The sequence below is a fragment of the Collimonas sp. genome (assembly GCF_039923675.1).
Taxonomy (GTDB): Bacteria; Pseudomonadota; Gammaproteobacteria; order Burkholderiales; family Burkholderiaceae_D; genus Collimonas.
This window is the reverse complement of the sequence record NZ_JBDTCG010000017.1, coordinates 1-26,201: the sequence shown is the minus strand read 5'-3', so window position 1 is coordinate 26,201 and position 26,201 is coordinate 1. Positions and strand designations below refer to the sequence as shown.

The following is a 26,201-nucleotide window of genomic DNA, read 5'->3' as shown; positions in this document are numbered from 1 at the left end:
GATTTGAATGGTTTCACACCTCAGCTTGCGGGCGCGCGGCATCACCTGGTTTCCGGACCGGGCGATGCTAAATAAATACGGCTAAAGCGAGCTTGAAGTACAAGCCCAGAATTTAGCCCGATTAGCGAAAGCTCTCGGGCTTTTTTTATTTCTACAGAAAACCAGACGAGCCATGTCCCAAGGAATAGTTGCCCCGCAGTCCATGCATTTCGCGACGCCGCTGCAGTTGCAAAGCGGCGCGCTGCTGGCGGATTACACGCTGGTATATGAAACGTATGGCGCTCTCAATGCCGATAAATCGAACGCGGTGCTGGTCTGTCACGCGCTGAACGCTTCGCACCATGTCGCCGGCGTGTATCAGGATGATGAAAAGAATGTCGGCTGGTGGGACAACATGGTGGGCCCCGGCAAGGCGCTCGATACCAATAAATTCTTCGTCATCGGCGTGAATAACCTGGGCTCCTGTTTCGGTTCCACCGGCCCGATGCATATCAACGCCGTCACCGGCAAGCCTTACGGCGCTGAATTTCCGGTAGTGACGGTGGAAGACTGGGTGCAAGCCCAGGCGCGCTTGGCCGATGCGCTGGGCATCGTGCAGTTTGCTGCTGTGATGGGTGGTTCGCTGGGCGGCATGCAGGCGCTGGCCTGGAGCTTGTTGTACCCCTCCCGCCTGCGCCATTGCGTGGTGATCGCCTCGACACCCAAGCTGTCGGCGCAAAATATCGCCTTCAACGATGTGGCGCGGCAGGCGATCCTGACCGATCCGGGCTTCCATGGCGGCGATTATTACGCGCATGGCGTGGTGCCGAAGAACGGTTTGCGGGTGGCGCGCATGGTCGGTCACATCACTTATCTGTCGGATGACGACATGGCCGAGAAATTCGGCCGCGACCTGCGTTCGGGCACTTACCAGTTCGGCTTCGGGATCGATTTTGAAATCGAATCGTATCTGCGTTACCAGGGCGATAAATTCTCTGAATATTTCGACGCCAACACCTATCTGCTGATCACCAAGGCGCTCGATTATTTTGATCCGGCCAAGGAATTCGGCGGCGACCTGACCCGCGCGCTGAGCAAGACCCAGGCGCAATTCCTGCTGGTGTCGTTCATGACCGACTGGCGGTTTTCGCCGGAACGCAGCCGCGAAATCGTCCAGGCGCTGGTCAACAACAAGCGCCGTGTCAGCTACGCCGAGATCGACGCACCGCACGGCCACGACGCCTTTTTGCTGGACGATCCGCGCTACATGAGCGTGGTGGGCGAATATTACAACCGCATCTGGCAGGAAATCAGCCAGCTGAAGACCGCCATATCGCATGCAGCGACAGAAGTGGCAGGAGCCGTCCATGAACTTTGATCAATTAAGCAGTTTGCGCCCCGACCTGGCCTTTATCGCGCATTGGGTGCGTGGCGAGTCGCAAGTGCTCGACCTTGGTTGCGGCGACGGCGTCATGCTGGACTATCTGCAATCCGACAAGCAATGCGCCGGTTACGGCGTCGAGATCGACGACGCCAAGATCCCGGTCTGCGTGGCGCGCGGCGTTTCGGTGATCCAGCAGGATATGGAAGCCGGCTTGAACCTGTTTGCCGACAACGCCTTCGATACCGTGCTGTGCCTGTCGGCGCTGCAAATGATGAAGAATGTCGAGGGCGTGTTGCGCGATATTGCCCGCGTTGGCCGCGAAGCGATCGTCTCTTTTCCTAATTTTGCCTACTGGCCGCACCGGGTAGCGTTGCTGCGCGGCCGCATGCCGGTCTCTAAATCGCTGCCGTATGAATGGTATGACACGCCCAATCTGCGCTGCGCCACCATCAAGGATTTTGAAAAACTGGCGAACGAAGTCGGCCTGGAAGTGCTCGAATGCGTAGCCTTGCACGACGGCCAGCCGATATCGGTGTTGCCCAACTGGCGTGGTAGTCTTGCGGTATTCCGTTTCCGCAAGAAGTAAAACCGTAAAATCAAGGAAGATCTCCTAAACAAACGCCGTCATCCCCGCGCACGCGGGGATCCAAATTGCGGCACAACGCGGCAACTAAAATGGATTCCAGCGTGCGCGGGAATGACGTTGAGACTCATTCGAGATTGTTCCCATATCAAAATTTCCTGTCGCATCTATGACCTCAGCTTCAAATCCCTGGCATCATTATCTCAATCGGCGCATGCTGATTTGCGCTTTCCTTGGCTTCAGTTCCGGCTTACCGCTGTTCATCCTGCTCAGTTTGTTGCAAGCCTGGCTGAGCAAATCCGGTCTCAATGTGAAATCGCTGGGTTTGTTCGCGCTGGTGATGTTTCCCTACACCTGGAAATTCCTGTGGTCGCCCTTGATGGACCGCTTCCACTTTGGCAAGCTGGGTCGCAGGCGCAGCTGGATGCTGCTGACCCAGGCCAGTTTGTTCGTCGCCATCGGCGGCATGGGCATGCTCGACCCGCACACGCAGGTGGCGACGATCGCCTTGATGGCGTCGCTGGTGGCGTTTTTATCGGCTAGCCAGGATATCGTGATCGATGCCTACCGGCGCGAAATCCTGCCGGACAGCGAGCAGGGGTTGGGCGCGGCGATCAATGTCAATGCTTACAAAGTCGCCGGCATGGTGCCAGGCGCTTTGTCGCTGTTTCTGGCCGATCACATGAGCTGGCAGGCGGTGTTCTGGATCACCGCCGGCTTCATGCTACCGGGGCTGATCTGTACCTTGCTGATCAAGGAGCCGGCAGTGTACGGTGGGCCGCCGAAGAATCTGCGCGAAGCGGTATTGCTGCCGTTTCAAGAATTCATCGCCCGGGATGGCTGGCGCAGCGCGTTGTGGATCCTTGGCTTCATTTTCCTGTACAAGCTGGGCGACAGCATGGCGACCGCTTTGGCGACCCGTTTTTATATCGATCTGGGGTTTACGTTGACCCAGATCGGCGTGATTTCCAAAACCACCAGCTTGTGGGCCAGCCTGGTCGGCGGCCTGATCGGCGGCATCTGGATGGTCCAGATCGGCATCAATCGCGCCTTGTGGATTTTTGGCGTGGTGCAGGCGGTGACCATCCTCGGCTTCGCCTGGCTGGCGCAGGCCGGTCCGGATCCGTTTGTGCTGGCGATCGTCATTGGCGGCGAGGCATTTGGCGTCGGCCTCGGCACGGCCGCTTTTGTGGCCTATATTGCGCGCACCACCGACCCACGCTACACCGCAACGCAATATGCCTTGTTCACCAGTCTTGCTGCGGTGCCGCGCACCTTTGTCAACTCTTCGGTGGGGTACATCGTTGATGTAACAGGCTGGTTCAATTTTTTCATTTTATGTTTCGCACTGGCTTTGCCAGGCATGCTGATTCTGTTTAAAGTAGCGCCGTGGAATCAAAAATAGCACTTGGTTAGAAATATATAATTTCCTGTTGCATCTTAGAAAAAGGTTTAGAATCAAATCGTGTAATCCTCTTCTGGACTGTGTCGAAAACGACAGTGGCCATATCAAGGAACTGCGAGTAGCTGAAGAGGTCCAATCCGGTAGAAGTAATCTTCAATTTGTTTTCGCAACATCGTTGATGCGGGGGTGATATGGATATCTACAGCAGCTTTGCGAGTCGGTTCGACAAAACCAGAGAAGAAGAGTTTTCCCTAGAAGAATATCTTGCGCTTTGTAAGACTGATCCCAGCTGTTATGCAACAGCTGGTGAACGCATGCTGATGGCGATAGGCGAAGCGCAACAGGTCGATACGCGTCACGATCCGACTTTATCGCGCATCTTCGCCAACAAGGTGCTCAAGGTTTATCCGGCGTTCAAGGAATTCTACGGCGCGGAGGAGGTGATCGAGCAAGTGGTCGCTTATTTCCGGCACGCTGCGCAAGGACTCGAGGAACGCAAGCAGATTCTGTATCTGCTGGGTCCGGTCGGCGGCGGCAAGTCGTCCATCGCCGAGCGCCTCAAGCAACTGATGGAACACATCCCGTTTTACTCTCTCAAGGGATCGCCGGTCAACGAGTCGCCACTCGGCTTGTTCGATTACGACGAAGACGGCGGCATTCTGGAAGAACAGCACGGCATTCCACGCCGTTACCTGAAATCCATTTTGAGTCCGTGGGCTGTCAAGCGGCTGCATGAGTTCAACGGCGATATCCGTAAATTCCGCGTCGTGAAGCGCTATCCCTCGATCTTGCGGCAAATCGCCATTTCCAAGACCGAGCCGGGTGATGAAAACAATCAAGACATTTCTACGCTGGTCGGCAAGGTCGATATCCGCAAGCTGGAGCAATATTCCCAGGACGACGCCGACGCCTACAGCTATTCCGGCGGCCTGTGCCTCTCCAACCAGGGCCTGCTGGAATTCGTCGAAATGTTCAAGGCGCCGATCAAGGTGCTGCATCCTTTGCTGACGGCGACCCAGGAAGGCAATTTCAAAGGCACCGAGGGTTTCGGCGCGATTCCGTTCGACGGCATCATCCTGGCCCACTCCAACGAGTCGGAATGGAAGGCTTTCCGCAACAATAAGAACAACGAAGCTTTGCTCGATCGTATCTACATCGTCAAGGTGCCGTATTGCCTGCGGGTTTCCGAAGAAATCAAGATCTACGAAAAACTGATCCGCACTTCTTCGCTGGGGAAAGCGATCTGCGCCCCGGGTACGCTGAAAATGATGGCGCAATTCTCGATACTGACGCGCTTGGGCGAACCTGAAAATTCCAGCATTTTCTCGAAAATGCAGGTCTATGACGGCGATAACCTGAAAGATAGCGATCCAAAAGCCAAGTCGTTCCAGGAATATCGCGACTATGCCGGCGTCGACGAGGGCATGAGCGGTGTCTCGACCCGTTTTGCGTTCAAGATACTGTCGCGCGTGTTCAACTTCGATTCGACTGAAGTGGCGGCCAATCCGGTGCATCTGATGTATGTGCTGGAACAGCAGATCGAGCGCGAGCAGTTCCCGCAAGAGGTTGAGCAAAAATACCTGTCCTACGTCAAGGATACGCTGGCGACGCGCTACGCCGAATTCATCGGCAAGGAAATCCAGACCGCCTATCTCGAATCGTATTCGGAATACGGCCAGAACGTCTTCGATCGCTATGTCACCTATGCCGACTTCTGGATCCAGGACCAGGAATTCCGCGACCACGACACCGGCGAGAGCTTCGACCGGGCGGCCTTGAACGGCGAATTGGAAAAAATTGAAAAGCCGGCCGGCATCAGCAACCCGAAGGATTTCCGTAACGAAATCGTGAATTTCGTGTTGCGGGCGCGGGTTTCGAACGCCGGCAAGAATCCGCTCTGGACCAGCTACGAGAAACTGCGGGTGGTGATCGAGAAGAAAATGTTCTCCAACACCGAGGATCTGCTGCCGGTCATTTCATTCAATGCCAAGGGTTCTAACGAAGAGTTGCGCAAGCACGAAGATTTCGTCAATCGCATGGTCAGCAAAGGTTACACGCCGAAACAGGTGCGCTTGCTGTGTGAATGGTATCTGCGCGTACGCAAGTCATCGTAAGGTGAGCCCTTGATGGCAACGACTCACCGGATGCCGTCCGACTAGGAGAGCCGACCGTGTTGCATCAGATAATCGACCGTAGACTGTCTGGCAAGAACAAGAGCATTGCCAACCGGGAGCGCTTTCTACGGCGCTTTCGGGCGGCCATCCATCGTTCGGTAACTGAAGCCGTGCGCGACCGCGGCATCAAGGAAATCGAAAACGCCAAGAGCATCAGCATTCCGCGCAAGGGCATCAGCGAGCCGATATTCGGCCACGGCCCCGGCGGTAAACGCGAAATGGTCCATCCCGGCAACCAGGATTATCTGCAAGGCGACCGTATCGCCCGTCCGCAAGGCGGCGCCGGCGGTGGCGGCGGTAGTTCCGCCAGCGATTCAGGCGAGGGCGAAGATGAATTCGTCTTTCAGCTGTCGCGTGAAGAGTTCATGCAGTACTTCTTCGAAGACCTGGAATTGCCGCGCCTGATCAAGACTAATCTGCTGGCGGTGCCAAGCTGGAAAAACATGCGCGCCGGTTACTCCACCGACGGCAGCCCCAACAATATCGACATCGTCCGTTCCTTGCGCAGTTCACTCGGCCGCCGCATCGCGCTTGGTTCGCCGCTGGTGGTCAGACTGCGCGAACTGGAATCGTTGATGGAAACGCTCAAGGCCGATCCTGACGACCGGCGCGATGAAATTCAGCGCCTGGAAGACGATATCCATCATCTGAAAGGACGCATCTGGCGGATTCCGTTTATTGATCCTTTCGACCTGCGCTATGTCAATCGGGTCAAGGTGCCGCAACCGTCCAGCCGTGCCGTGATGTTTTGCGTGATGGACGTATCGGGTTCGATGGACGAGCAGCGCAAGGATCTGTCGAAGCGTTTCTTTATCCTGCTTTACCTGTTCCTGACGCGTAATTACGAGCACATCGAAGTGGTATTCATTCGCCATCACACACGCGCCGATGAAGTCGACGAAGATACCTTTTTCCACTCGCAGGAAAGCGGCGGCACCGTGGTGTCCAGCGCGCTGGAATTGATGAAAGAGATTATCGACGCCCGCTATCCGCCCGGCGACTGGAACATCTACGGCGCCCAGGCTTCCGACGGCGACAACTGGAATGACGATTCACCCAAGTGCCGGCAATTGCTGGAACTTGAAATCCTGCCGCGCTCTCGCTATTTCGCCTATATCCAGGTGACGGTGGAGGAACAAAACCTGTGGACCGAGTACCAGCAGATTGCAGCGGTCAATCCGCAGTTTGCGATGAAAAAGGTACAGGCCGCCAGCGAAATTTATCCGGTATTCCGGGAACTGTTTGAAAAGCAGGTCCACACATGAACGACCGCTTAGCCACCGACGCCAAGGGCGTTCCTGAAGCCCGCCAACCGCTGCCCTGTCCGTCCGACTGGAGTTTCGGCCTGATCGAACAGTACAACGACGAGATCGCCAGGGTCGCCGCCAACTTCAGGCTGGATATCTATCCGATCCAGCTGGAGATCATCACCGCTGAACAAATGATGGATGCCTACGCCTCCTCCGGCATGCCGGTGAATTACCGGCACTGGTCGTTCGGCAAGCATTTCCTCACGACTGAACGCGACTACAAGCGTGGGCAGATGGGGCTGGCCTACGAAATCGTCATCAATTCCAATCCCTGCATCGCCTATCTGATGGAAGAAAACACCATGACGATGCAGGCGCTGGTGGTGGCGCATGCGGCGTATGGGCATAATTCTTTTTTCAAGGGCAATTACCTGTTCCAGCTATGGACCGATGCCCATGCCATCATCGATTACCTGGTCTACGCCAAGGCTTACATCGCCGAATGCGAGGAGCGTTATGGATTTTCCAAGGTTGAAGAGCTGCTGGATTCCTGCCATGCGCTGATGCATTACGGCGTCGACCGCTACAAGCGGCCGCAGAAGCTGTCGCTGGAAAAAGAACAGGCGCAACGCCGTGAACGCGCCGAATACATGCAGTCGCAAGTCAATGAATTGTGGCGCACCTTGCCGGAGAAAAAGGCGGAGACGGCGGAACAGGTCGAGGGCCGTTTCCCGCCGGAGCCGCAAGAAAACCTGTTGTACTTTGCCGAGAAAAATTCGCCACTGCTTGAATCCTGGGAACGCGAAGTCATCCGCATCGTGCGCAAGGTCGCCCAGTATTTCTACCCGCAGCGCCAGACCCAGGTCATGAACGAAGGCTGGGCCACCTTCTGGCACTACACGATTCTCAACACGCTATACGACGAAGGCAAGCTGACCGACGGCTTCATGATGGAGTTCCTGCATTCGCACAGCAATGTCGTGTATCAGCCGCCGGTGACCAGGTCCTACTACAGCGGCATGAATCCCTATGCGCTCGGTTTCGGCATGATGAGCGATATCCGCCGCATCTGCGAAAAGCCGACCGAGGAAGACCGCCGCTGGTTCCCCGAGCTGGCCGGCACGCCTTGGCTAGATACGCTGCATTATGCGATGCGCAACTTCAAGGATGAAAGCTTCGTCGCCCAATACCTGTCGCCGAAACTGATACGCGACATGCGCCTGTTTGCCGTGCTGGACGATGAGAACCGCAGTGAACTGGAAGTCTCGGCGATCCATAACGACGCCGGCTACCAATACGTCAGGCAAGCATTGTCGCGGCAATACGATATCAACCACCGCGAACCCAACATCCAGGTCTGGTCAGTCAACACTCGCGGCGACCGTAGCCTGACTTTGCGCCACTTCCGCAGCGACGGCCGGCCGCTGGCCGAGGGCACCGATGAAATGCTGCGGCACATGGCGCGCTTGTGGCAGTTCGATGTGTACCTGGAAAGCGTGGATGACAGCGGCAATGTTTTGCAGCGCTATGAATGCGTCAGCGAAAACAAGTATGTGCTGCGACCGTGAAAAATCTTGTTCGCAACAGAAAATGCGCAGGTTGGGTTAGCGCAGCGTAACCCAACCTGCTGCCTTATATTGACCTCGAAGAACGCCGTCATCGTCGCGAACGCGGGGATCCATCCTGGAGCGCAAATTGGATTTCCGCGTTCGCGGGAATGACTCGGTCGGAAATGACGTGGTGGGATTATTCGAAGTTCCCTTATGCGATCACAGTATCCCGGCTATGTACCAATTTCCCTGCAGCATATGTCGCCGCGATTGTCCGGTCATCCCCCAGCAACGCCAGCGCAAATAACAATTCTTCCAGGTTTTCGGTACGTTCGCTACGGCGCGCCAGCAATGGCGTCGCCTGCGGGTCGAGCACGATGAAATCGGCTTCGGCGCCAGGCACGAAATTACCAATCGTACCTTCCAGTTGCATGCTCCGTGCGCCGCCCAATGTCGCCAGGTAAAACATCCGCATCGCTGGCAGATAGGTGGTCGCCATGCGCGCGACCTTGTAGGCTTCGTTCATGGTTTGCAGCATCGAGAAACTGGTGCCGCCGCCGACGTCTGTGGCCAGCGACAGCGGTACCCCGGCGGCATCGGCGCCTTTGAAATCGAACAAGCCGCTGCCGAGGAACAGATTCGACGTCGGGCAAATCGCGATCGCCGATTGCGTTTCCGCCATACGCTGGCGATCATGGTTGTCGAGCCAGACGCAATGGCCGTACATGGAGCGTGGCCGCAGCATGCCGAACCTGTCGTAGACATCCATATAGCTGCGCGATTCCGGGAACAGCGACTTGACCCACGCTACTTCGTCGATATTTTCCGCCGCGTGCGTTTGCAGGTAGGCGTCGGGATAAGCCTGCGCCAGCTCACCGGCCAGCTGCAATTGCGCATTGGTGGAGGTTGGCGCAAAACGCGGCGTGATCGCATACAGCTGGCGGCCACGCTTGTGCCACTTCTTTAGCAGTTCTTCGCTGTCGCGGATGCCGCCCTCGGCGGTATCCTGCAGGAATTCAGGGCAGTTGCGGTCCATCAGCACCTTGCCGGTTACCATCCGCAAATTGCGGGCTTCGCTGGCGCTGAAGAAGGCATCGACAGAAACCGGATTGACGGTGCAATACACCATCGCGGTGGTAGTGCCGCAGCGCAGCAGTTCGTCGATGAAAAACTTGGCGACTTCCCCGGCGTGGGCCGGATCGCTGAATTTGCGCTCGGTCGGGAACGTGTACTTCTCCAGCCATGGCAGCAAGCCTGGCGCAGGCGAGGCGATCATGTCGGTTTGCGGATAATGAAGATGGGTGTCGATAAAACCCGGCATGATGATCTTGCCGCGGTAGTCCTGGATTTTCAGTTCACCTTTCAGTTCGGCCTTCAATTGCAGCGACAGTTGCTGGTAGTCGCCAGCCGCCACTACCTTGCCGTCAGCAATCAGCAGCAAGCCATCTTCATGCCAATGATGGGCATCAGCTTGATCGGCCGGGTCTGCGCTGAAATGCAGCACGCTGGCGCGGTAGGCCTGCAAAGAGGACTGGTCTAAATGGCTGAAACTGAGGGCTGACATGGGTACTATCCTTGAATAAAACGCGAAAAAACGCCGCTATGAATAATAAAAATCGATAAAGTTCGAATGCGTTCCGGACCCGTTGCACGTCGGATTCGAGCCGGATTTGAATCAGGTTGCGCTGACCAGCTGCAGTTGCAGCCGCAATTGCGGGGCGGTGGCCGCCGCTTGCTGTTGCCGGGCAATCTGCTCCCAGACTTGCAGCAATTGCGCCGTGACCGAGGCCGCGATGACCGCCGGTTCCTTGCCGGCGATGCCGGCGATCCCGATCGGACATACCATATCGGCCAGGCGTTCCAGCGCAATGCCGCGCTCGTGCAGGCGGTGTTCGAACTGCATGCGCTTGCTCTTGGAGCCGATCAGGCCGAACCAGGCAACGCCGTTGCGCTGCAGTATCTGCGCCGACAAGCGCTGGTCGAGCGCGTGGTTGTGCGTCATCACGAGGAAGCTGGAGCCATCCGGCGCATTCTCCACAATCGATTCCGGGGTATCGGTAGCTTCGATGCGGACATTGGCCGGCAAGGCGTCCGGGAACATCTCTTCGCGTTCATCGATCCACACCACGCGGCAAGGCAGATCGCCGAGTGCCTTGACGATCGCCGCGCCGACGTGGCCGGCGCCGAACAGGAACAATTGCGGCCGCGTCGCCAGGCAGGCATCCAGCAGCCAGCGCTTGCCGCCGTCATCGCGCAAGATGGTGCAAGCGCCGAGCGCCTTGGTTGATGGCGTCAATAACGATGGCAAAGTCGGCAGGCGGCCCGGTCCGTGCAAGCGTTCGCCATCGGCGTCGCACATGGCCGGCGGCGCTGCATCGTCCAGCGCCACCAGGCGCCAGCTGTCCTCGGCGTCGCGCAGGCGGCGCTGCAGGAAACTGAAATAATCCGCAGAAGCCGACGTCACTCGTTCAAACGCAAGATGGACCACGCCACCGCAGCACTGGCCCAGCGACGGGCCAAGAGAAAAGCGTTGCAAACGCCGTTCACGGCTCAACGACAGGCTTTCTTCCAGCATTTCGCGGGCGATCCTGATCGCCTGCAACTCGAGATGTCCGCCGCCGATGGTGTCGAACTGGCCTACTGCAGTGACCACCATTTTTGCGCCTGGCTCACGCGGCCCGGAACCCTCGACCTGCGCCACGGTGATCAGGATCGCAGTGGTGTTTTGCGAGGTTTGCGTGATCAGCGTGGTGAGCGCATCTAGCCAGTTGCTCATGGTTTGGCTCCCGATATGGTCCGACTTAGGCCGCACGCGCCAGCGCGCGCACGGCATCGACCGATTTAAGGATCGCCTCGCTGGTGGCCGGCGCATTCAAAGGCGGATTGAAGCGGTTGCCGCCAACACTGGCGATGGCATCGCGGATGGCAAAGAAGACCGAGAACGGCAACAGCAGCGGCGGCTCTCCGACCGCCTTGGAGCGGTGGATGCTGTCTTCCACATTGCGATTCTTGAACAGCTTGACGCGGAAATCCTGCGGACAATCGGAGATGCCCGGGATCTTGTAAGTCGACGGCGCGTGCGTCATCAGCTTGCCATCCTTGTTCCACCATAGCTCTTCGGTGGTGAGCCAGCCCATGCCCTGAATGAAGGCGCCTTCGACCTGGCCGATATCCAGCGCCGGATTGAGCGACTGGCCGGCATCGTACAGCGCGTCGGCGCGCAGCAATTTCCATTCGCCGGTGAAAGTGTCGATCACCACTTCCGATACCGATGCGCCGTAAGCGAAGTACGAGAACGGCCGGCCGGTCATGGTCTTCGGATCCCAATGCAAGCCTGGGGTAGCGTAGAAGCCGTCGGACCACAATTGCACCCGCGACAGGTAAGCTTTTTGCGTCAACTCGCCGAACGCCAAGCTGTGCTCGCCGAGATGGACTGTGCCGGCAGAGAAAGTCACTGCCTTGGCGTCGCCGTTATGCAATTTGGCGAAAAATTCCGCCAGTCGTTGACGAATGGTATGTGCAGCGTCCTGCGCGGCCTTGCCGTTCAGGTCGGCGCCGGTTGACGCCGCGGTTGCCGACGTATTGGCGACCTTGCTGGTATCGGTCGCGGTGACGCGCACCAGTTCCAGTGGAATGCCGAGCTCATGCGCGACAACCTGCGCTACCTTGGTATTGATGCCTTGGCCCATTTCCGTGCCGCCGTGATTTACCAATACCGAGCCATCGGTGTACACATGCACCAGTGCGCCGGCCTGGTTAAAGTGGGTCACGTTGAAGGCAATGCCGAACTTGACCGGCGTCAGCGCCAGGCCCTTTTTCAGCACCGGACTGGTAGCGTTGAACGCTTCGACAGCAGCGCGGCGTTGCCGGTATTCGCTGGTGGCTTCCAGTTCGGCCACCAGATCATGGATGACGTTATCTACGACTTTCTGGTTGTACTGGGTGACATTGCGGCCCTCTTCATCGTTGCGGCCGTAGAAATTCAGCTTGCGGATATCGAGCGCATCGCGTCCCAGGTTGCGCGCGATTTCATCGACAATATATTCAATGGCAATCGCCCCTTGAGGACCGCCAAAGCCGCGGAATGCGGTATTCGACTGCGTATTTGTCTTGCCGCAACTTGCCTTGATATCGACATCCGACAGATAGTAGGTATTGTCGAAGTGGCAGACGGCGCGGGTTGCCACCGGCGCCGATAAATCGGCCGAATAGCCGGCGCGGCTGACCATATCTACTTTTGCAGCGACAATCAGGCCGGAATCGTCGTAACCCACTTCATAGTCATAGTGGAAGCAATGGCGCTTGCCGGTTACCATCATGTCGTCGTCGCGGTCGGCGCGCAGCTTGACCGGACGTTTCAGTTTTGCGGCAGCAATCGATGCCACCGCTGCCCACAATGCCGATTGTGATTCCTTGCCGCCGAAGCCGCCGCCCATGCGGCGGCATTCGACCACGATATTGTGCGAATGGACGCCCAAGGCATGTGCAACCACGTGCTGCATTTCGGTTGGATGCTGGGTGGAGCACAACACCAGCATGCCGTTGCCTTCTTTCGGAATGGCATAGGAAATCTGGCCTTCCAGATAAAACTGCTCTTGGCCGCCGACATATAACTGGCCGCTGACGCGATGCGGCGCCGTCTCGAAAGCTTGTTCCGCATTGCCGCGCTGCAGGCGCATTGGCGGCAATACATACGACTTTGCCGCGTGTGCCGCTTGCGGCGTCAGGATGGCTGGCAGCTCTTCATAGTCGATGACGACCTTACGGACGGCGCGACGTGCATTGTCGTGGGTGTCGGCGATTACCGCAAAAATAGGCTGTCCTACGTATTCAACCAGGCCTTCCGCCAGGATCGGATCATCATGGATGATCGGACCGCAATCGTTGGTGCCGGGAATATCGGCCGCGGTAAAGACACTGACCACGCCAGGTGCGCTACGCACCGCATCGAGGTTGATCGAGCGGATGCGCGCGTGGGCTTTTGCCGACATGCCAAGCGCGGCGTGCAAGGTGCCCTGCGCTTCCGGGATGTCATCGGTGTAGGTGGCTTCACCCAGTACATGCAATACCGCCGATTCGTGCGGACGGGATTGGCCGACTTCCGTCCAGGCAGTCGTACTGTCTTGCGGCTTGGCTTGCATAAAAACTTCAGTTTGCTTGTTCATGACGTCTACTCTTTATCTTCGTCGGCGATGTGCTGGTTCAAGCACACACGAAAGGATTCACCTGGTCGGTGCGCAACGGCGCTTCGATGCGGGTCTCCATCCAGAACCGGCGCAGCAGGTTTTGCGCCGTCTTCATGCGGTATCCGGCGGAAGCACGCATGTCTGACATCGGCTTGTAGTCGTCTGTCATCAGCGCCACCGCGGTTTCCAGCACGGCTTCGTTCCAGAGCTGGCCGCGCAAGGCCGTTTCGGTCAGCGCCGCCCGTTTCGGGGTCGCCGCCATGCCGCCGAAAGCGATGCGGATATCGCTGATGTGCTGGCCGTCTAGCGTCACCGAGAATGCCGCGCAGACCGCGGAAATATCCTGGTCAAAACGTTTCGCCAGCTTGTAGGTGCGGAAGCGTTGGCCGGCATGCGGCAAAGGAATCCGCACGCCTTCGACGAATTCATCGGCCTGCATGTCTTTCTTCATGTAGTCCAGGTACAGCGCTTCCAGCGGCATCACCCGTTGTCCGGCCGGTCCGCGCAGCATGACTTGTGCGCCCAGCGCAATCAGCCATGGCGGCGAATCGCCGATCGGCGAGCCGTTGGCGACGTTGCCGCCAAGGGTGCCGGCGTTGCGGATCGGCAGCGAAGCAAAGCGTTGCCACATCTCGGACAGTTCCGGATAGTGCTTGCAGATTTCTGCGTAGGCGTCATTCAACGTCACGCCTGCGCCGATCTCGATCTGTTGATGATTGACAGTCAAGGTGTTCAGTTCAGCTACCTGGCCCAGATAAATGATGTCACCCAGGTCACGCATCTGCTTGGTGACCCACAAACCGATGTCGGTCGAACCGGCCAGTATCCGTGCGCCCGGATTGGCTGCGCGGACTTCAACCAGTTGCGCCAGCGTGCGCGGTGCGTAGAAAGTCTGGCTAGTTTGATTATTCTGGTGGCGATAGACGAACATCTCGTCGCGTTGCAGCGGTTGCAACGCTTGTTCCAGCGCCTGGCGATCGAAACCGACTGCAGGCAATTCGCCCATGCGGTGGGCGGCGTCGATGATCGGCCGATAGCCTGTGCAGCGGCACAGGTTGCCGGACAAGGCGATGTCGATATCCTTGCGCAGCAAAGGCTGCGCGGTTGGCGCTTGCGATTTTGTCTGGCATGCGCCCTTGGCCGAACCACAAGAAGGGGCCTGGCTACCATCATTCTTCAGATACAGATCCCACAACGACATCACGAAGCCCGGTGTGCAGAAGCCGCATTGCGAGCCGTGGCATTCCACCATCGCCTGCTGTACCGGATGTAAAGTGCCGTCGTTCTGTTTCAGGTCCTCGACTGTATACAGTGCTTTGCCATCCAGTGTCGGCAGGAACTGGATACAGGAATTGACCGATTTGAGCGTGACGCCGTCGGCAGTCTGTTCGCCGATGACGACCGTGCAGGCGCCGCAGTCGCCCTCGGCGCAGCCTTCTTTGCTGCCGGTGCAATGCAGGTCTTCGCGCAGGTGTTGCAAGATGGTGCGGGTAGGCGCAGCCTGATCTACAGTATGGACTTCGCCACGATAGTAGAAGCGGATGACGCTATCGGCCGTGGAATTAGGTGCGGACGTAGACAAGACGATCTCCATTCTGGTTTGGCGACTGTTGCAAAAAACTGCCTGCCCGAGCGTGTCGCGCGGCTGCAATGCAGGGCGGTATCTGGGGTCGGGCGGCCTTTGCAACGGCCTATTAATTATGAGCTCAGATTAGCATTTGCGCCGCCGCTCCATATAGCGAAACGGCTAATGTCAATTATCTGCAATATGGAATAGAGATCGCGTAACTAATTCCAAATTGCAAATAATGAGGCGATTTGTCAGGTGATGCCCGATTTTGTAATCAATTTGATAATTGATGTGGTTTGCAGGATGGCTGTCATTCCTGAATCCGGCATCCAATCTCCTGTCGAAGAGATTTATTTAGCAATCCGGCAGGGTTCTAACGGGCGCTGAGAGCGGTTATCATCACGCTGGAATAATCAATATTTACCATGGAGCATATTTGTGACCCCATTCAGTACCACATCAGTTTGCCAGATTTCGGCGCATGACAGAGCAAACAAAGCAGTCTGGCAGCAACAACGGCAACGACAATTACAGGCACGGGCCGGCCAGGCCGCTGCTGTCTCTACACAATAATCCAGGAGACAAGACAATGCAGTTTCTCGAGAAATTCTTCAAGCTGAAAGAAAACGGCACCGACGTTCGCACCGAACTGATCGCCGGCCTCACCACCTTCCTGACGATGGCGTACATCATCTTCGTCAATCCGGCGATCCTGGGCGATGCCGGTATGCCGAAAGGCGCGGTCTTTGTGGCCACCTGCGTGGCGGCTGCGATCGGTACGCTGATCATGGCCCTGTACGCCAACTACCCGATCGCCCTGGCGCCGGGCATGGGCCTCAACGCCTACTTTGCCTATGCCGTCGTCAAGGGCATGGGCGTGTCCTGGGAAGTGGCGCTGGGCGCGGTCTTCATTTCCGGCTGCCTGTTCATCATCGTCAGCCTGGTCGGTATCCGCGGCATGATCGTGAACGGCATCCCGCCCACCATACGGACTGCGATCACGGCCGGCATCGGCATGTTCCTCGGCTTTATTGCGCTCAAGAGTTCTGGCCTGGTGGTGGCCAATCCAGCAACCTTCGTGCAGATCGGCGATCTGCACCAGATCCCGGTGATCCTGTCGGTTTTCGGCTTCCTGCTGATCGTGGTGCTGGACCATCTCAAGGTCAAGGGCGCGATCCTGATCGGCATCCTGACTGTCACCGTGCTGAGCTTTGTGGTGGGCGGCAATACCTTTACCGGCGTGGTAGCCATGCCGCCGTCGATAGAGCCGACCTTGTTCAAGCTCGACATCATGGGTGCGCTGTCGATGGGCGTCCTGAACATCGTGCTGGTTTTTTTCCTGGTCGAGATGTTCGACGCCACCGGCACCATGATGGGCGTGGCCAGCCGCGCCGGCCTGCTGGTCAACGGCAAGATGGCCCGCCTTAACAAGGCGTTGCTGGCGGACAGCACGGCGATTGTGGCCGGCACCATCCTGGGCACTTCCAGCACCACAGCCTATGTCGAGAGCGCCGCAGGTGTGCAGGCAGGCGGCCGTACCGGCTTGACTTCGCTGGCGGTCGGCGTGCTGTTCCTGGCCGCCTTGTTCATTTCACCGCTGGCGGGCGCGGTGCCGGCCTACGCGACCGCGCCGGCCTTGTTCTACGTCGCCGGACTGATGCTGCGCGAGCTGGTGCACCTGAACTGGGAAGACTCCACCGAAAGCGTGCCGGCCGTGATCACCGTGCTGATGATTCCGTTTACTTACTCCATCGCCAACGGGATTGCTTTCGGCTTCATCTCTTATGCAGCTTTGAAACTGTTCACTGGCCGCGCCAAGCAGGTGCCGGTCATGGTCTGGGTCATTGCAGCGATTTTCCTGTACAAGTTCATTCACCTGGGCAGCGATTGAGATGTCGGTAAAAGCAAGAATGAGCGCATTGCTGCTTATTTTTTCCTTACTCGAAGGATGTGCATGGATAACCCCGTGTTTTACCAAGGGCGAACAATGTCCTCAGGTTAACGCACATAACTGACAAGCGATGCATGCCGTTCGCAACGGCTCGCGCACTAAAAAGCCCGTCTGAGGCGTAATGTCTCAGACGGGCTTTTTACGTCCCTGACGGGAAGGTGGCGCCAGCGCTTTCCGCCCGTTGCGGCCGGTCAGTTAGCTACGTTCGCCAGATCAGCCTGTAGCTGGGCAAAATCGAAACCGGGCGCAAAGTCGGCGTTACTGGCTTCCGCCGGCAGGATGGCATAAGCCTCGTCGACACAGGCATCCCACCAGCCCCAGGTGGCCTTCTGCGTACTACCCCAGGTCAGCACCGTGACACCGGTTGCGTCATACGCCACTGCATAGACCGCATGGCCATCGTTGGTCAGCTTGCCCGGTGTCCAGGGCTGGTGCGCATTGAATTCCTGCTGGCAGTTTTCCTGCACCTGGAAGCCCAGGTAGACGCCGCCGAACAGTTGAATCGCCTGCTGGATGTGGGTATGGTTCTTTACGTCGATATTGGTGTAGGCGAAAATCTTTTCGCCGGAAACGGCAGTCTTGCGCCAGTAATTCAGCACATCCAGCTCGCTTAGCCCGGAGTCCACACCGCCGGTCAGATGCATATACAGCTTCACCACCGCTTGCTTGGTGGGGATCTTCTGCGTCCCGATCAGTCCGTTATAAGTCGTTATCGCATGGGCCAGCGCGGCAATCGTGCAGTCGCCCAACGTATCGTTGCCGTCCATGGGGAACAGCTGAGCCGGGTCCGATGTGCCCAATTTCTGATAGACGTTGGCCAACACGTCATAGGCGGCGGGTGGCGCCGCCAGCGCGGTGCCCAGGTAATTCTTCAGGCGCAGCGTGCGGTAGTCATGTTTCGGCGGGTGTTTACCAAAGCGAAGTGAAGACATGGAAAGCGTATTCCTAAAGAAGGTGAGCGGCTTGTCAGGGATGCCATCGCTAGCCGACGGTCGCGATGGATAGCTACGTTAAATATGTCCGGGAAACCTTTGTCCCAGCGCACTTATAAACCTGGCGGCGATTTTCTTGAAGCCGGCCGGGTAAGGGTGAAGCTCATTGGCCCAGTCTTCCATGCTCAGCGTGCCCTGGGTCTCGACCAGGATAAAATTGTTGGCAGGGACCGCCGCCAGCGCGCGCAAGGTCGCCGCGAAGGCCGCCAGCGCCTGGTGCACTATCGCAGTGCCCTGGCTGGTAGTCCAGCCGCTGTAAGTCAGCGACGGCAGTAGCCACGGACCGGCGCACACCGGATGGATGCCGCTGGGGATGGCAAAATCATAGCAATGGCCGAAAACCGGAACACCCGGCGCGTATTTGTCGCGGAATGCAAACAGATCCAGATAAGAGGCTTCGACCATTTCAAGCAGCTTGGGAAAGCGCAGCGGATCGAGGCCGTTGCTGATGCCGGCGCTGGCGTCGTCCAGGAAAATGCAGAATTTATCGCCGGCGATATCGTTGCCGCCGCCCGAAAACAGAATCGCGTCGGGCTTGCCGTTGACCCAGTTGGTCGCATCTTGCAGATAACTGATCAGGCGCTGCTGCTTGGGCAGTGCCATTTCATCCGAACTGGAATCGCCGTAATGCGACAGGTTCAAGATCACTGGATGGACCGCGCCCATATTCTCCAGCTGGGCGATGATATCCGTACTGTGCAGAGCCAGCGTATTGCCGTTTAGCGGATAGTCGAACCACGAATCGCCATGCGCCAGCAGCAGCAGCGGCTTCGGCGGAACCGCGCCGCCATTGGCTTTGAGGTGGATGTCGCGATTGCGCAGGATGCCCATTTTGGCGCGATGCTGCTGCGCGCGCTGGTCGATTTCAGACTGGATAGCGTCTTGCAATTGCTGCTTCAACACCAGGCTTTGACGCATGCCGAGCTCCTCATTTGCGATAGGAATAGTGAACTGTTGGACCGCGTTTGGCGCGTTGAGTTCTTCAATTTCTACGCAACTTCAGCTTAGCAGATAAAAAAAAGGAGCGTCGTCTGACGCCCCTTTTCAGTTCGTTCTTGCCTTCTTGTTTACAGATTCGGCGCCAGCCAGCGCTCGACATCTTCCTTGCTCACATCGCGCCGCGCCGCCATATCATTGACCTGATCGTCGCCGATCTTGCCGACCACAAAATATTTTGACTCGGGATGGGCCAAGTAGAAACCGGATACCGCGGCGCCCGGGAACATGGCGAACGACTCGGTCACCTGCATGCCGATTTCATCACATTGCAGCAGCTTGAACATGTCGGCCTTGACCGTATGTTCCGGGCAGGCCGGATAGCCGGGAGCAGGGCGGATGCCGCTATAGTTTTCCTTGATCAAAGCCTCGTTGGATAACTCTTCTTCCGGCACATAGCCCCACAAATCCTTGCGAACCCGTTCATGCATGTATTCGGCAAAGGCTTCCGCCAGGCGGTCCGCCAGCGACTTCAGCATGATCGAGGAGTAGTCATCATGGGCATCTTCAAAGCGTTTCTCGTACTTCTCGATGCCGATGCCGCTGGTGACCGCGAACAAGCCGATATAGTCGGCGATGCCGGAGGATTTCGGTGCGATGAAGTCCGACAGGCACTGGTTGGGCCGGGCTACGCCGTCGATCACCGGCTTCACGGTTTGCTGGCGCATACCGTAGTAGGTGAACGCCACTTTGCTGCGCGTCTCGTCGGTATAGATTTCGATATCGTCATCGTTGACCGTGTTGGCCGGCATCAGGGCGATGACGCCGTTGGCGGTCAGCCAGCGGCCGGCGATCAGTTTCTGCAACAGCGCCTGGCCTTCTTCGAATACCTTGCTGGCGGCTTCGCCCACGACTTCATCCTTGAGGATTGCCGGATAAGGACCGGCCAGGTCCCAGGTCTGGAAAAACGGGCCCCAGTCGATGTAGCGCGCCAAGGTGCCGAGATCGACATTCTTGAACACACGGCGGCCGATGAACTTCGGCTTGACCGGCGCAAACTGCAAGCGCGCACGGTTCTCGCGCGCAGCCGCCAGCGGCAGCAGGGGCACCGCCTTTTTGTTGGCGTGCTGCTCGCGGATGCGTTCGTAGTCGACCGCGATATTTTCGATGTACTGGTCGCGCTGTTCCGGCGTCAGCAAGGATTGCGCCACCGATACCGAACGCGATGCATCCGGCACATAGACCACCGGGCCTTCGTAGTTCGGCGCGATCTTGACGGCGGTGTGGGCGCGGCTGGTGGTGGCGCCGCCGATCAGCAGCGGCATCTTGACGCTGCGGAAATACGGATCGCGCTGCATTTCCTTGGCGACGTGCGCCATCTCTTCCAGCGACGGCGTGATCAGGCCGCTGAGACCGATGATGTCGGCATTCTCGGCCTTGGCCATGGCCAGGATTTCCGAGCACGGCACCATCACGCCCATGTTCACCACTTCAAAGTTGTTACATTGCAGGACCACCGAGACGATGTTCTTGCCGATGTCATGAACGTCGCCCTTGACCGTGGCGATCACGATCTTGCCCTTCGGTTTGGCGGCGATGCCGGTGAGCTCCTCGTGCAAGCGCTTTTCTTCTTCGATGTACGGAATCAGATGCGCCACCGCTTGCTTCATTACGCGGGCTGACTTGACCACCTGCGGCAAGAACATCTTGCCCTGGCCAAACAGGTCGCCCACGATGTTCATGCCGGCCATGAGTGGGCCTTCGATCACGTGCAGCGGCCGTCCACCCTTGGCCAAAATGGCCTGGTAGGCCTCTTCGGTGTCGGGCACGATGAAGTCGGTAATGCCGTGCACCATGGCGTGGCTCAGGCGCTGCTCCACGCTGACCAGTTCGCCACCCACGCCGCGCCAGTCCAGGCGCTTGCTTTCGTCTTTGGCCCCGCTCTTGGCGGTTTCGGCGATTTCGACCAGGCGCTCCCCGGCATCGGGGCGGCGGTTCAGCACCACGTCTTCCACGCGCTCGCGCAGCACCGGCTCCAGGTCGTCGTACACCCCCACCATGCCCGCGTTGACGATGCCCATGTCCATGCCCGCCTGGATGGCGTGGTACAGAAACACGGTGTGGATGGCTTCGCGCACCGGGTCGTTACCGCGGAAGCTAAAAGATACGTTGCTCACGCCGCCAGAAATTTTGGCGCCCGGCAGATTCGCCTTGATCCAGCGCACCGCCTCGATGAAATCGACCGCGTAGTTGTTGTGCTCTTCAATGCCGGTGGCGATGGCGAAGATATTCGGGTCGAAGATGATGTCTTCAGCAGGAAAACCCACCTCGTCCACCAGGATGCGGTAGGCGCGTTCGCAAATCTCGATCTTGCGGGCATAGGTATCGGCCTGGCCCTGCTCATCAAACGCCATCACCACCGCCGCTGCGCCGTAGCGCCGCACCAATTGGGCCTGCTGCTTGAAGGCGGCTACGCCCTCTTTCATGCTGATGGAGTTGACGATGCCCTTTCCCTGGATGCAGCGCAGCCCGGCCTCGATCACCTCCCACTTCGACGAGTCCACCATGATCGGCACGCGGGCGATATCGGGTTCGCTGGCGATCAGGTTCAAAAACCGCACCATGGCGGCCTTGCTGTCCAGCATGGCTTCGTCCATGTTGATGTCGATCACCTGCGCGCCGTTTTCTACCTGCTGGCGGGCGACGGACAAAGCCTGGTCAAACTCGCCGTTCAAGATCATGCGGGCGAAGGCCTTGGAGCCAGTGACATTGGTGCGCTCGCCAATGTTGACGAACAAACTGCCTTGGCCGATGGATACGGGCTCCAGGCCAGACAACAGCATGGGGGGAACGGAATGTGCTACGGCTTCAAGCATGCGACTCACCTGTGGAGGGAAAGGGTTCAGGTGAGCGTCGTTGGCAACAACCCAAGCCTGACGGGAACCAGCCCGCTGCAACGCTCCTTGGGAGGCCGCCATTTTAAGGGCGGGCGATAATTTATAAAAAATAGGGCTCCAGCGCAGATTTCACCTGCACAAGAAGCTATTTATTTAATAGCAACCATCTTCCACCCGACACACTGGCTTCAACCTGCTGTGGTACACCGCTGCCTCGCATCCCACACCCGACCATGTTCAAAAATCTGATTGACGGCATCAAAACGCAGCTATCGCGGGCGCCAGAGTTACTGGAGCACGATGAGCGCATGCGGTCGGTCCGGCACTCGGGGTCCGCCAGCCGCGCCGCCGAGCTGCTGATCGCGCCCACCGCATTCATGCAGCTCAGCCCCGCCGAGGCGCTGGCCATCGTCAGCTACATGACACCGCGCCGCATCCCCATGGACACCACCTTCATCCACGAGGGTGACAAAACCGAAACCGGCTACATGCTGTTGCTGCTGGAGGGCGAGGTGACGGTGGAAAACATCGTTGTCAGCCGCGTCGACCCGGTGACGGTCAACGTGCTTGGCCCCGGCAGCCTGATTGGCGAGCTGGGTCTGATCGACGGCCAGGCCCGGTTGGCATCGTGCACCGCCAGCACCGACGTGACCTGCGCCATCTTGTCGCGCGCCGCGCTGGAAAAGCTCAGCCAGGACGACCCGCAAACTGCCGCCAAATTGCTGCTGGCCATGTCCATGCGCATCGCCGATCGGCTGCGCGACACCACCGAAAAAGTCAAACGCTACAGCCAGCTGGTGCAGGCGATGCAGCAGGAAATCGACCACATGATGCCAAGCTGAAATTTACGCTCACCCCCAGACTACAGTGCTACGCATCTTTCGCCAACCCCCTTGCAGGGGGCAACACCTGCAGCCTGGCGGAGCCAGTTCTGCGGTGTTCTGGAAGGGAGGCTGCGGTGGTCAAAGTTTGCTTACACCGCCACAGCCCCACCCATTGCCGCCGCAGGCAGGCCAAACACCCGGTCAAACACCCAGTTAAAGACAAAGGTATAGACCACAAAAAACACCACCAAGCCAAGGTCCATCAGGAGGGCCTGCCACAGCGTGGTGTCAAACCACCAGGCCATCAGCGGCACCAGGAACAGCACCAGCCCGCCTTCAAAAACCACCGCGTGGACCACCCGGCGCGCCAGGCCGCGGCCACGCACGGTTTGGCGGGCCTCCCAGCGCTCAAACAGGGTGTTAAACACCAGATTCCACACCACGGCCACCACCGAAGCCGCTACCGCCAACGCGCCCGCAGTCTGCATGCCCTGGCCCGACATGCCGGCCAGCCCCAATGTGGCGGCCACGATGGCAAAGCCTTCGTACAGGCTGACGTAGACGATTTTTCTCTTCATTCCTTGCATGGCGATGGTCCTGGCCCTCGGGCCTTGTGGTGGCAATGGACGCACTGTATGTCTTAAACTCTGATACTTAAAGTCAGCTTATTTCAGATTTATTGATAGACCCGCCATGGCATTTAGCTCCGAGAGCGTGCAGGTGTTTCTGGCCGTGCTGGACCGGGGGTCGTTCTCGGCCGCCGCCCGGGCGCTGGGCCGCGTGCCTTCGGCCGTCAGCATGGCCATCGCCCACCTGGAGGCCGAGCTGAACTTGCCGCTGTTTGACCGCAGTGGCCGCGAACCCCAGCCCACCGCCGCCGCCCGCTCGCTGGAGCCGCAGGCCCGGCTGCTGGCCGCCCAGTTGCGGCAGCTGCAGGCCCAGGCGCTGGCCTTGACCCAGGGCCTGGAAAGCCGCCTGACGCTGGCCATCGCGCCCGAGCTGCTGGCGGCAGAGTGGCGCAGCCCGCTGGCCACGCTGGCGCAGGAATACCCGCTGCTGGAAGTGGAGGTGCTGGCCGCGCCCCAGGCCGATGCGCTGGCCATGCTGCACGCGGGCCGGGCCAATCTGGCGCTGGTGTTCGAGCGGCCCAGCCTGGATGGCCGCGAGGGCTTCCAGGAAGTGAGCAGCGAAATCCTGGTCGCCGTGATGGCCCCCGGCCTGCTGGCCCAAACTCTGCAGCTGGATACGGGCCTGCGCGAAGAGCAGCTCACCAACACCCGGCAGATCGTGGTGGCCAGCCGCGACCTGGCCACCATCGACACCCGCTTCGCCTACGCCCGCCATTGCTGGCGCACCGACAACCACATCGCCGCGCTGGGCCTGATCGAGGCCGGTCTGGGCTGGGGCTGGCTGCCACAGTCCTTTGTGCGCAGCCAGATTGCCGTCGGCACGCTGGTCGAGATGCCGTTCGACAACCTCACCAACCGCATGGAGCTGTGGGTGGACGTGGTGTGGTCCAAGGAAAGGCCGCTGGGCCTGGGCGCGCGGCGCTTTATCGCATTGGTCAGCGCCGGACGGTCTACCAGCAAGCAGCCCAAGTCTTATTAAAAATTTATAAGAAATAGGCCTCTAGCGCATGGTGCACCTGCGCGGGCAGCTATCTATTTTGATAACGACTTAAACCGCTTCCCAGCGACCACTGCGCTGCGAGGCAAACAACGCGTCGATGATCTTCATGTTTTGGATCGCATCTTCCACGCCGTACTGCAAGGGCGCTTCGCCACGGATTGCCAGCGACATGGCATCGCCTTCCAGGCTGTACTGGTCACAGGGCGCGAAGGTTTCGACCGTGGCGCTGGCACCACCCAGGGCCTTGCCGCTGTCGATAAAGATGCGGGTCGCCTCGCCTTGCGGCGCATTGAACGGGATTTCGATCTCCACCCGCTGCTGCGTGCCCACCACCTGCACGCGCTGGTAGGGCGTGGACTGGGTGGACACAGTGAAGTTCAGCTGCCTGCCGCCGCCAAAGTCCAGCAGCGCGCTGAACATGCGGTCCACGGCGAACTCCGGGTCCATGTCGGCCAGCGCCATCACGCGCAGCGGCTCGGCACCGAACAGAAAGCGCCCGGCCACGATGGGGTAGCAGCCGATGTCGAACAGCGCGCCGCCGCCTTTGCTGGCATCGTTGCGGATGTTGTCCGGATTGCGGTTGAAATACGAGAACCAGGCTTGCACCGAACAACGCTCGCCCAAAGCGCCGCTCTGCACCAGCTCGCGGGTGCGCAGCCACTGCGGGTGAAATCGCACCATGAAGGCTTCCATGATGTGGACGTTGCCCGCCACTTCGCGCAGCTGCGCTGCCTCGTTAGCGTTCAGCGCAATCGGTTTCTCGCACAGCACATGCTTGCCCGCGCGTGCGGCGGCCAGCGTCATGGGCACATGCAGGTCGTTGGGCAGCGGGTTGTAGATGGCCTCGATGCGCGGGTCGGCCAGCAGCTCTTCGTAGGAGCCGTAGGCGGTGGGAATGCCCAGCTTGTCGGCCGCCGCGCGGGCCGACGGCAGGGAGCGCGAGGCAATCGCCTGCACGTCGCACCACTGGCTGCGCATCAGCGCCGGGGTGACCTTTTCCATACCGATCTTGGCGGTGCTCAGCACGCCCCAGCTGACTTTTTTCATATCAAGCGGTCTCTTCATCTTTGTGGAAATACGGCCGCAGCACCCGGCCCGGCAGCGGTGTGACCGCGCTGTGGATAGCGGCGATGTGTTCCGGCGTGGTGCCGCAGCAGCCACCGACGATATTCACCAGGCCCTCGGCGGCGAACTCGCGCACCAGGGCCGAGGTCACATCGGGGGTTTCGTCGAAACCGGTGTCGCTCATCGGGTTGGGCAGGCCAGCGTTGGGGTAGCAGCTGATGAAGGTGTCCGGCGCCACCTTGTGCAGCTCCTGGATGTAGGGGCGCATCAGGGCAGCACCCAGGGCGCAATTCAGGCCCACGGCCAGCGGCTGGGCATGGCGCACGCTGTGCCAGAAGGCGGTGACGGTCTGGCCGCTGAGGATGCGGCCCGAGGCGTCGGTCACCGTGCCGCTGATGATCAGTGGCAGGCGCTGGCCGGAGTCGGCAAAGTACTCGTCCACCGCAAACAGCGCTGCCTTGGCGTTCAGGGTGTCAAAAATCGTTTCCACCAGAATCACGTCGCTGCCACCCTCGACCAGCGCCTTGGTCTGGTCGTAGTAGGCGGCGCGCAGCTCTTCAAAGCTCACATTGCGCGCGCCGGGGTCGTTCACATCGGGGCTGATACTGGCGGTTTTGGGGGTTGGGCCCAGCGCGCCGCACACAAAGCGGGGTTTGTCGGGTGTACTGTATTTGTCGCAGGCAGCGCGGGCGATGCGGGCGGACTGCAGGTTCATCTCGATGGCCAGGTCGGCCATGTCGTAGTCGGCCTGCGCCACCGTGGTCGCGCCAAAGGTGTTGGTCTCGATCAGGTCGGCCCCGGCGGCCAGGTAGCCCTCGTGGATGTC

Annotated in this window: 18 protein-coding genes, 1 pseudogene and 1 riboswitch; of the genes and pseudogenes, 9 read left to right on the top strand and 10 right to left on the bottom strand. The window is 58.9% G+C overall.

Features of this window, described 5'->3' with window-relative positions; genetic code table 11:
- The first annotated feature begins 172 nt into the window (after positions 1-172).
- The 6 genes from ABI171_RS03855 (at position 173) to ABI171_RS03830 (ending at position 8,343) form a co-directional block, all read left to right on the top strand.
- Complete coding sequence (locus ABI171_RS03855; protein ID WP_348091287.1) at positions 173-1,357, top strand: homoserine O-acetyltransferase; 1,185 nt, start codon at positions 173-175, stop codon at positions 1,355-1,357.
- Entirely contained in the window at positions 1,347-1,949 is a 603-nt protein-coding gene (gene metW / locus ABI171_RS03850) for a methionine biosynthesis protein MetW (RefSeq protein WP_348091286.1), read from the top strand. The genes ABI171_RS03855 and metW overlap by 11 nt, the downstream gene beginning before the upstream one ends.
- A 166-nt stretch (positions 1,950-2,115) precedes the next feature.
- Positions 2,116-3,351: an AmpG family muropeptide MFS transporter gene (locus ABI171_RS03845; protein WP_348091285.1), complete on the top strand. Its 1,236-nt coding sequence runs from the start codon at positions 2,116-2,118 to the stop codon at positions 3,349-3,351.
- Positions 3,352-3,542: 191 nt separating this feature from the next.
- Positions 3,543-5,465, top strand: coding sequence for a PrkA family serine protein kinase (locus ABI171_RS03840; RefSeq protein ID WP_348091284.1), 1,923 nt, complete (start codon positions 3,543-3,545; stop codon positions 5,463-5,465).
- Between the two features lie 56 nt (positions 5,466-5,521).
- Positions 5,522-6,790 (top strand): YeaH/YhbH family protein, encoded by a 1,269-nt coding sequence (locus tag ABI171_RS03835; protein WP_348091283.1) that lies wholly within the window; start codon positions 5,522-5,524, stop codon positions 6,788-6,790.
- A complete protein-coding gene (locus tag ABI171_RS03830) occupies positions 6,787-8,343 on the top strand; it encodes a SpoVR family protein (RefSeq protein ID WP_348091282.1) in 1,557 nt (518 codons plus the stop codon). The genes ABI171_RS03835 and ABI171_RS03830 overlap by 4 nt, the downstream gene beginning before the upstream one ends.
- A 193-nt stretch (positions 8,344-8,536) precedes the next feature.
- Here ABI171_RS03830 and guaD read toward each other — a convergent pair whose 3' ends face one another.
- The 4 genes from guaD to xdhA all read right to left on the bottom strand — a co-directional run bounded on the left by guaD (position 8,537) and on the right by xdhA (position 15,105).
- Entirely contained in the window at positions 8,537-9,889 is a 1,353-nt protein-coding gene (gene guaD / locus ABI171_RS03825; protein WP_348091281.1) for a guanine deaminase, read from the bottom strand.
- Between the two features lie 111 nt (positions 9,890-10,000).
- Positions 10,001-11,101 (bottom strand): xanthine dehydrogenase accessory protein XdhC, encoded by a 1,101-nt coding sequence (gene xdhC / locus ABI171_RS03820; RefSeq protein WP_348091280.1) that lies wholly within the window; start codon positions 11,099-11,101, stop codon positions 10,001-10,003.
- Positions 11,102-11,126: 25 nt separating this feature from the next.
- Positions 11,127-13,490 carry a xanthine dehydrogenase molybdopterin binding subunit gene (gene xdhB / locus ABI171_RS03815; protein WP_348091279.1) on the bottom strand — a complete coding sequence of 788 codons (2,364 nt, stop codon included), beginning with the start codon at positions 13,488-13,490 and terminating at the stop codon, positions 11,127-11,129.
- Between the two features lie 37 nt (positions 13,491-13,527).
- Positions 13,528-15,105 carry a xanthine dehydrogenase small subunit gene (gene xdhA / locus ABI171_RS03810; protein ID WP_348091278.1) on the bottom strand — a complete coding sequence of 526 codons (1,578 nt, stop codon included), beginning with the start codon at positions 15,103-15,105 and terminating at the stop codon, positions 13,528-13,530.
- 565 nt (positions 15,106-15,670) lie between these two features.
- On the opposite strand from xdhA, the gene ABI171_RS03805 reads away from it, so the two are divergent.
- Entirely contained in the window at positions 15,671-16,972 is a 1,302-nt protein-coding gene (locus ABI171_RS03805; RefSeq protein WP_348091486.1) for an NCS2 family permease, read from the top strand.
- A 251-nt stretch (positions 16,973-17,223) separates the two neighbouring features.
- Here the strand turns inward: ABI171_RS03805 and ABI171_RS03800 are convergent, their stop codons facing one another.
- From ABI171_RS03800 to metH, 3 genes and pseudogenes are all read right to left on the bottom strand, one after another.
- Positions 17,224-17,964 (bottom strand): hypothetical protein, encoded by a 741-nt coding sequence (locus ABI171_RS03800; RefSeq protein ID WP_348091277.1) that lies wholly within the window; start codon positions 17,962-17,964, stop codon positions 17,224-17,226.
- A gap of 78 nt (positions 17,965-18,042) precedes the next feature.
- The gene (locus tag ABI171_RS03795; protein ID WP_348091276.1) at positions 18,043-18,942 is read right to left on the bottom strand and encodes an SGNH/GDSL hydrolase family protein; all 900 of its coding nucleotides are present in this window, start codon (positions 18,940-18,942) and stop codon (positions 18,043-18,045) included.
- Between the two features lie 149 nt (positions 18,943-19,091).
- A pseudogene (gene metH / locus ABI171_RS03790) lies at positions 19,092-21,812 on the bottom strand (methionine synthase); the annotation flags it as partial.
- 49 nt (positions 21,813-21,861) lie between these two features.
- Positions 21,862-21,931, bottom strand: a riboswitch (S-adenosyl-L-homocysteine riboswitch).
- 159 nt (positions 21,932-22,090) lie between these two features.
- Between metH and ABI171_RS03785 the strand changes: the two are divergent.
- Positions 22,091-22,699 carry a cyclic nucleotide-binding domain-containing protein gene (locus ABI171_RS03785; RefSeq protein WP_348008723.1) on the top strand — a complete coding sequence of 203 codons (609 nt, stop codon included), beginning with the start codon at positions 22,091-22,093 and terminating at the stop codon, positions 22,697-22,699.
- 131 nt (positions 22,700-22,830) lie between these two features.
- On the opposite strand, the gene ABI171_RS03780 is transcribed toward ABI171_RS03785, so the two are convergent.
- Positions 22,831-23,268, bottom strand: coding sequence for a PACE efflux transporter (locus tag ABI171_RS03780; protein WP_348008722.1), 438 nt, complete (start codon positions 23,266-23,268; stop codon positions 22,831-22,833).
- A 106-nt stretch (positions 23,269-23,374) separates the two neighbouring features.
- Between ABI171_RS03780 and ABI171_RS03775 the strand changes: the two genes are divergently transcribed.
- Positions 23,375-24,289: a LysR family transcriptional regulator gene (locus ABI171_RS03775; RefSeq protein WP_348008721.1), complete on the top strand. Its 915-nt coding sequence runs from the start codon at positions 23,375-23,377 to the stop codon at positions 24,287-24,289.
- A gap of 69 nt (positions 24,290-24,358) precedes the next feature.
- Here ABI171_RS03775 and ABI171_RS03770 read toward each other — a convergent pair whose 3' ends face one another.
- Entirely contained in the window at positions 24,359-25,357 is a 999-nt protein-coding gene (locus ABI171_RS03770; RefSeq protein WP_348091275.1) for a Gfo/Idh/MocA family oxidoreductase, read from the bottom strand.
- Between the two features lies 1 nt (position 25,358).
- On the bottom strand, positions 25,359-26,201 hold an 843-nt coding region (locus tag ABI171_RS03765; protein WP_348091274.1), incomplete at its 5' end, for a homocysteine S-methyltransferase family protein.

Bases quoted from the DNA above. Each gene is read 5' to 3' on its own strand.
- ABI171_RS03795 (WP_348091276.1), bottom strand. From the start codon at position 18,942: ATGCGTCAAAGCCTGGTGTTGAAGCAGCAATTGCAAGACGCTATCCAG.
- ABI171_RS03780 (WP_348008722.1), bottom strand. From the start codon at position 23,268: ATGCAAGGAATGAAGAGAAAAATCGTCTACGTCAGCCTGTACGAAGGC.
- ABI171_RS03785 (WP_348008723.1), top strand. From the start codon at position 22,091: ATGTTCAAAAATCTGATTGACGGCATCAAAACGCAGCTATCGCGGGCG.
- xdhA (WP_348091278.1), bottom strand. From the start codon at position 15,105: ATGGAGATCGTCTTGTCTACGTCCGCACCTAATTCCACGGCCGATAGC.
- ABI171_RS03845 (WP_348091285.1), top strand. From the start codon at position 2,116: ATGACCTCAGCTTCAAATCCCTGGCATCATTATCTCAATCGGCGCATG.
- guaD (WP_348091281.1), bottom strand. From the start codon at position 9,889: ATGTCAGCCCTCAGTTTCAGCCATTTAGACCAGTCCTCTTTGCAGGCC.
- ABI171_RS03800 (WP_348091277.1), bottom strand. From the start codon at position 17,964: ATGTCTTCACTTCGCTTTGGTAAACACCCGCCGAAACATGACTACCGC.
- ABI171_RS03830 (WP_348091282.1), top strand. From the start codon at position 6,787: ATGAACGACCGCTTAGCCACCGACGCCAAGGGCGTTCCTGAAGCCCGC.
- xdhB (WP_348091279.1), bottom strand. From the start codon at position 13,490: ATGAACAAGCAAACTGAAGTTTTTATGCAAGCCAAGCCGCAAGACAGT.
- metW (WP_348091286.1), top strand. From the start codon at position 1,347: ATGAACTTTGATCAATTAAGCAGTTTGCGCCCCGACCTGGCCTTTATC.
- ABI171_RS03855 (WP_348091287.1), top strand. From the start codon at position 173: ATGTCCCAAGGAATAGTTGCCCCGCAGTCCATGCATTTCGCGACGCCG.
- xdhC (WP_348091280.1), bottom strand. From the start codon at position 11,101: ATGAGCAACTGGCTAGATGCGCTCACCACGCTGATCACGCAAACCTCG.
- ABI171_RS03770 (WP_348091275.1), bottom strand. From the start codon at position 25,357: ATGAAAAAAGTCAGCTGGGGCGTGCTGAGCACCGCCAAGATCGGTATG.
- ABI171_RS03840 (WP_348091284.1), top strand. From the start codon at position 3,543: ATGGATATCTACAGCAGCTTTGCGAGTCGGTTCGACAAAACCAGAGAA.
- ABI171_RS03775 (WP_348008721.1), top strand. From the start codon at position 23,375: ATGGCATTTAGCTCCGAGAGCGTGCAGGTGTTTCTGGCCGTGCTGGAC.
- ABI171_RS03805 (WP_348091486.1), top strand. From the start codon at position 15,671: ATGCAGTTTCTCGAGAAATTCTTCAAGCTGAAAGAAAACGGCACCGAC.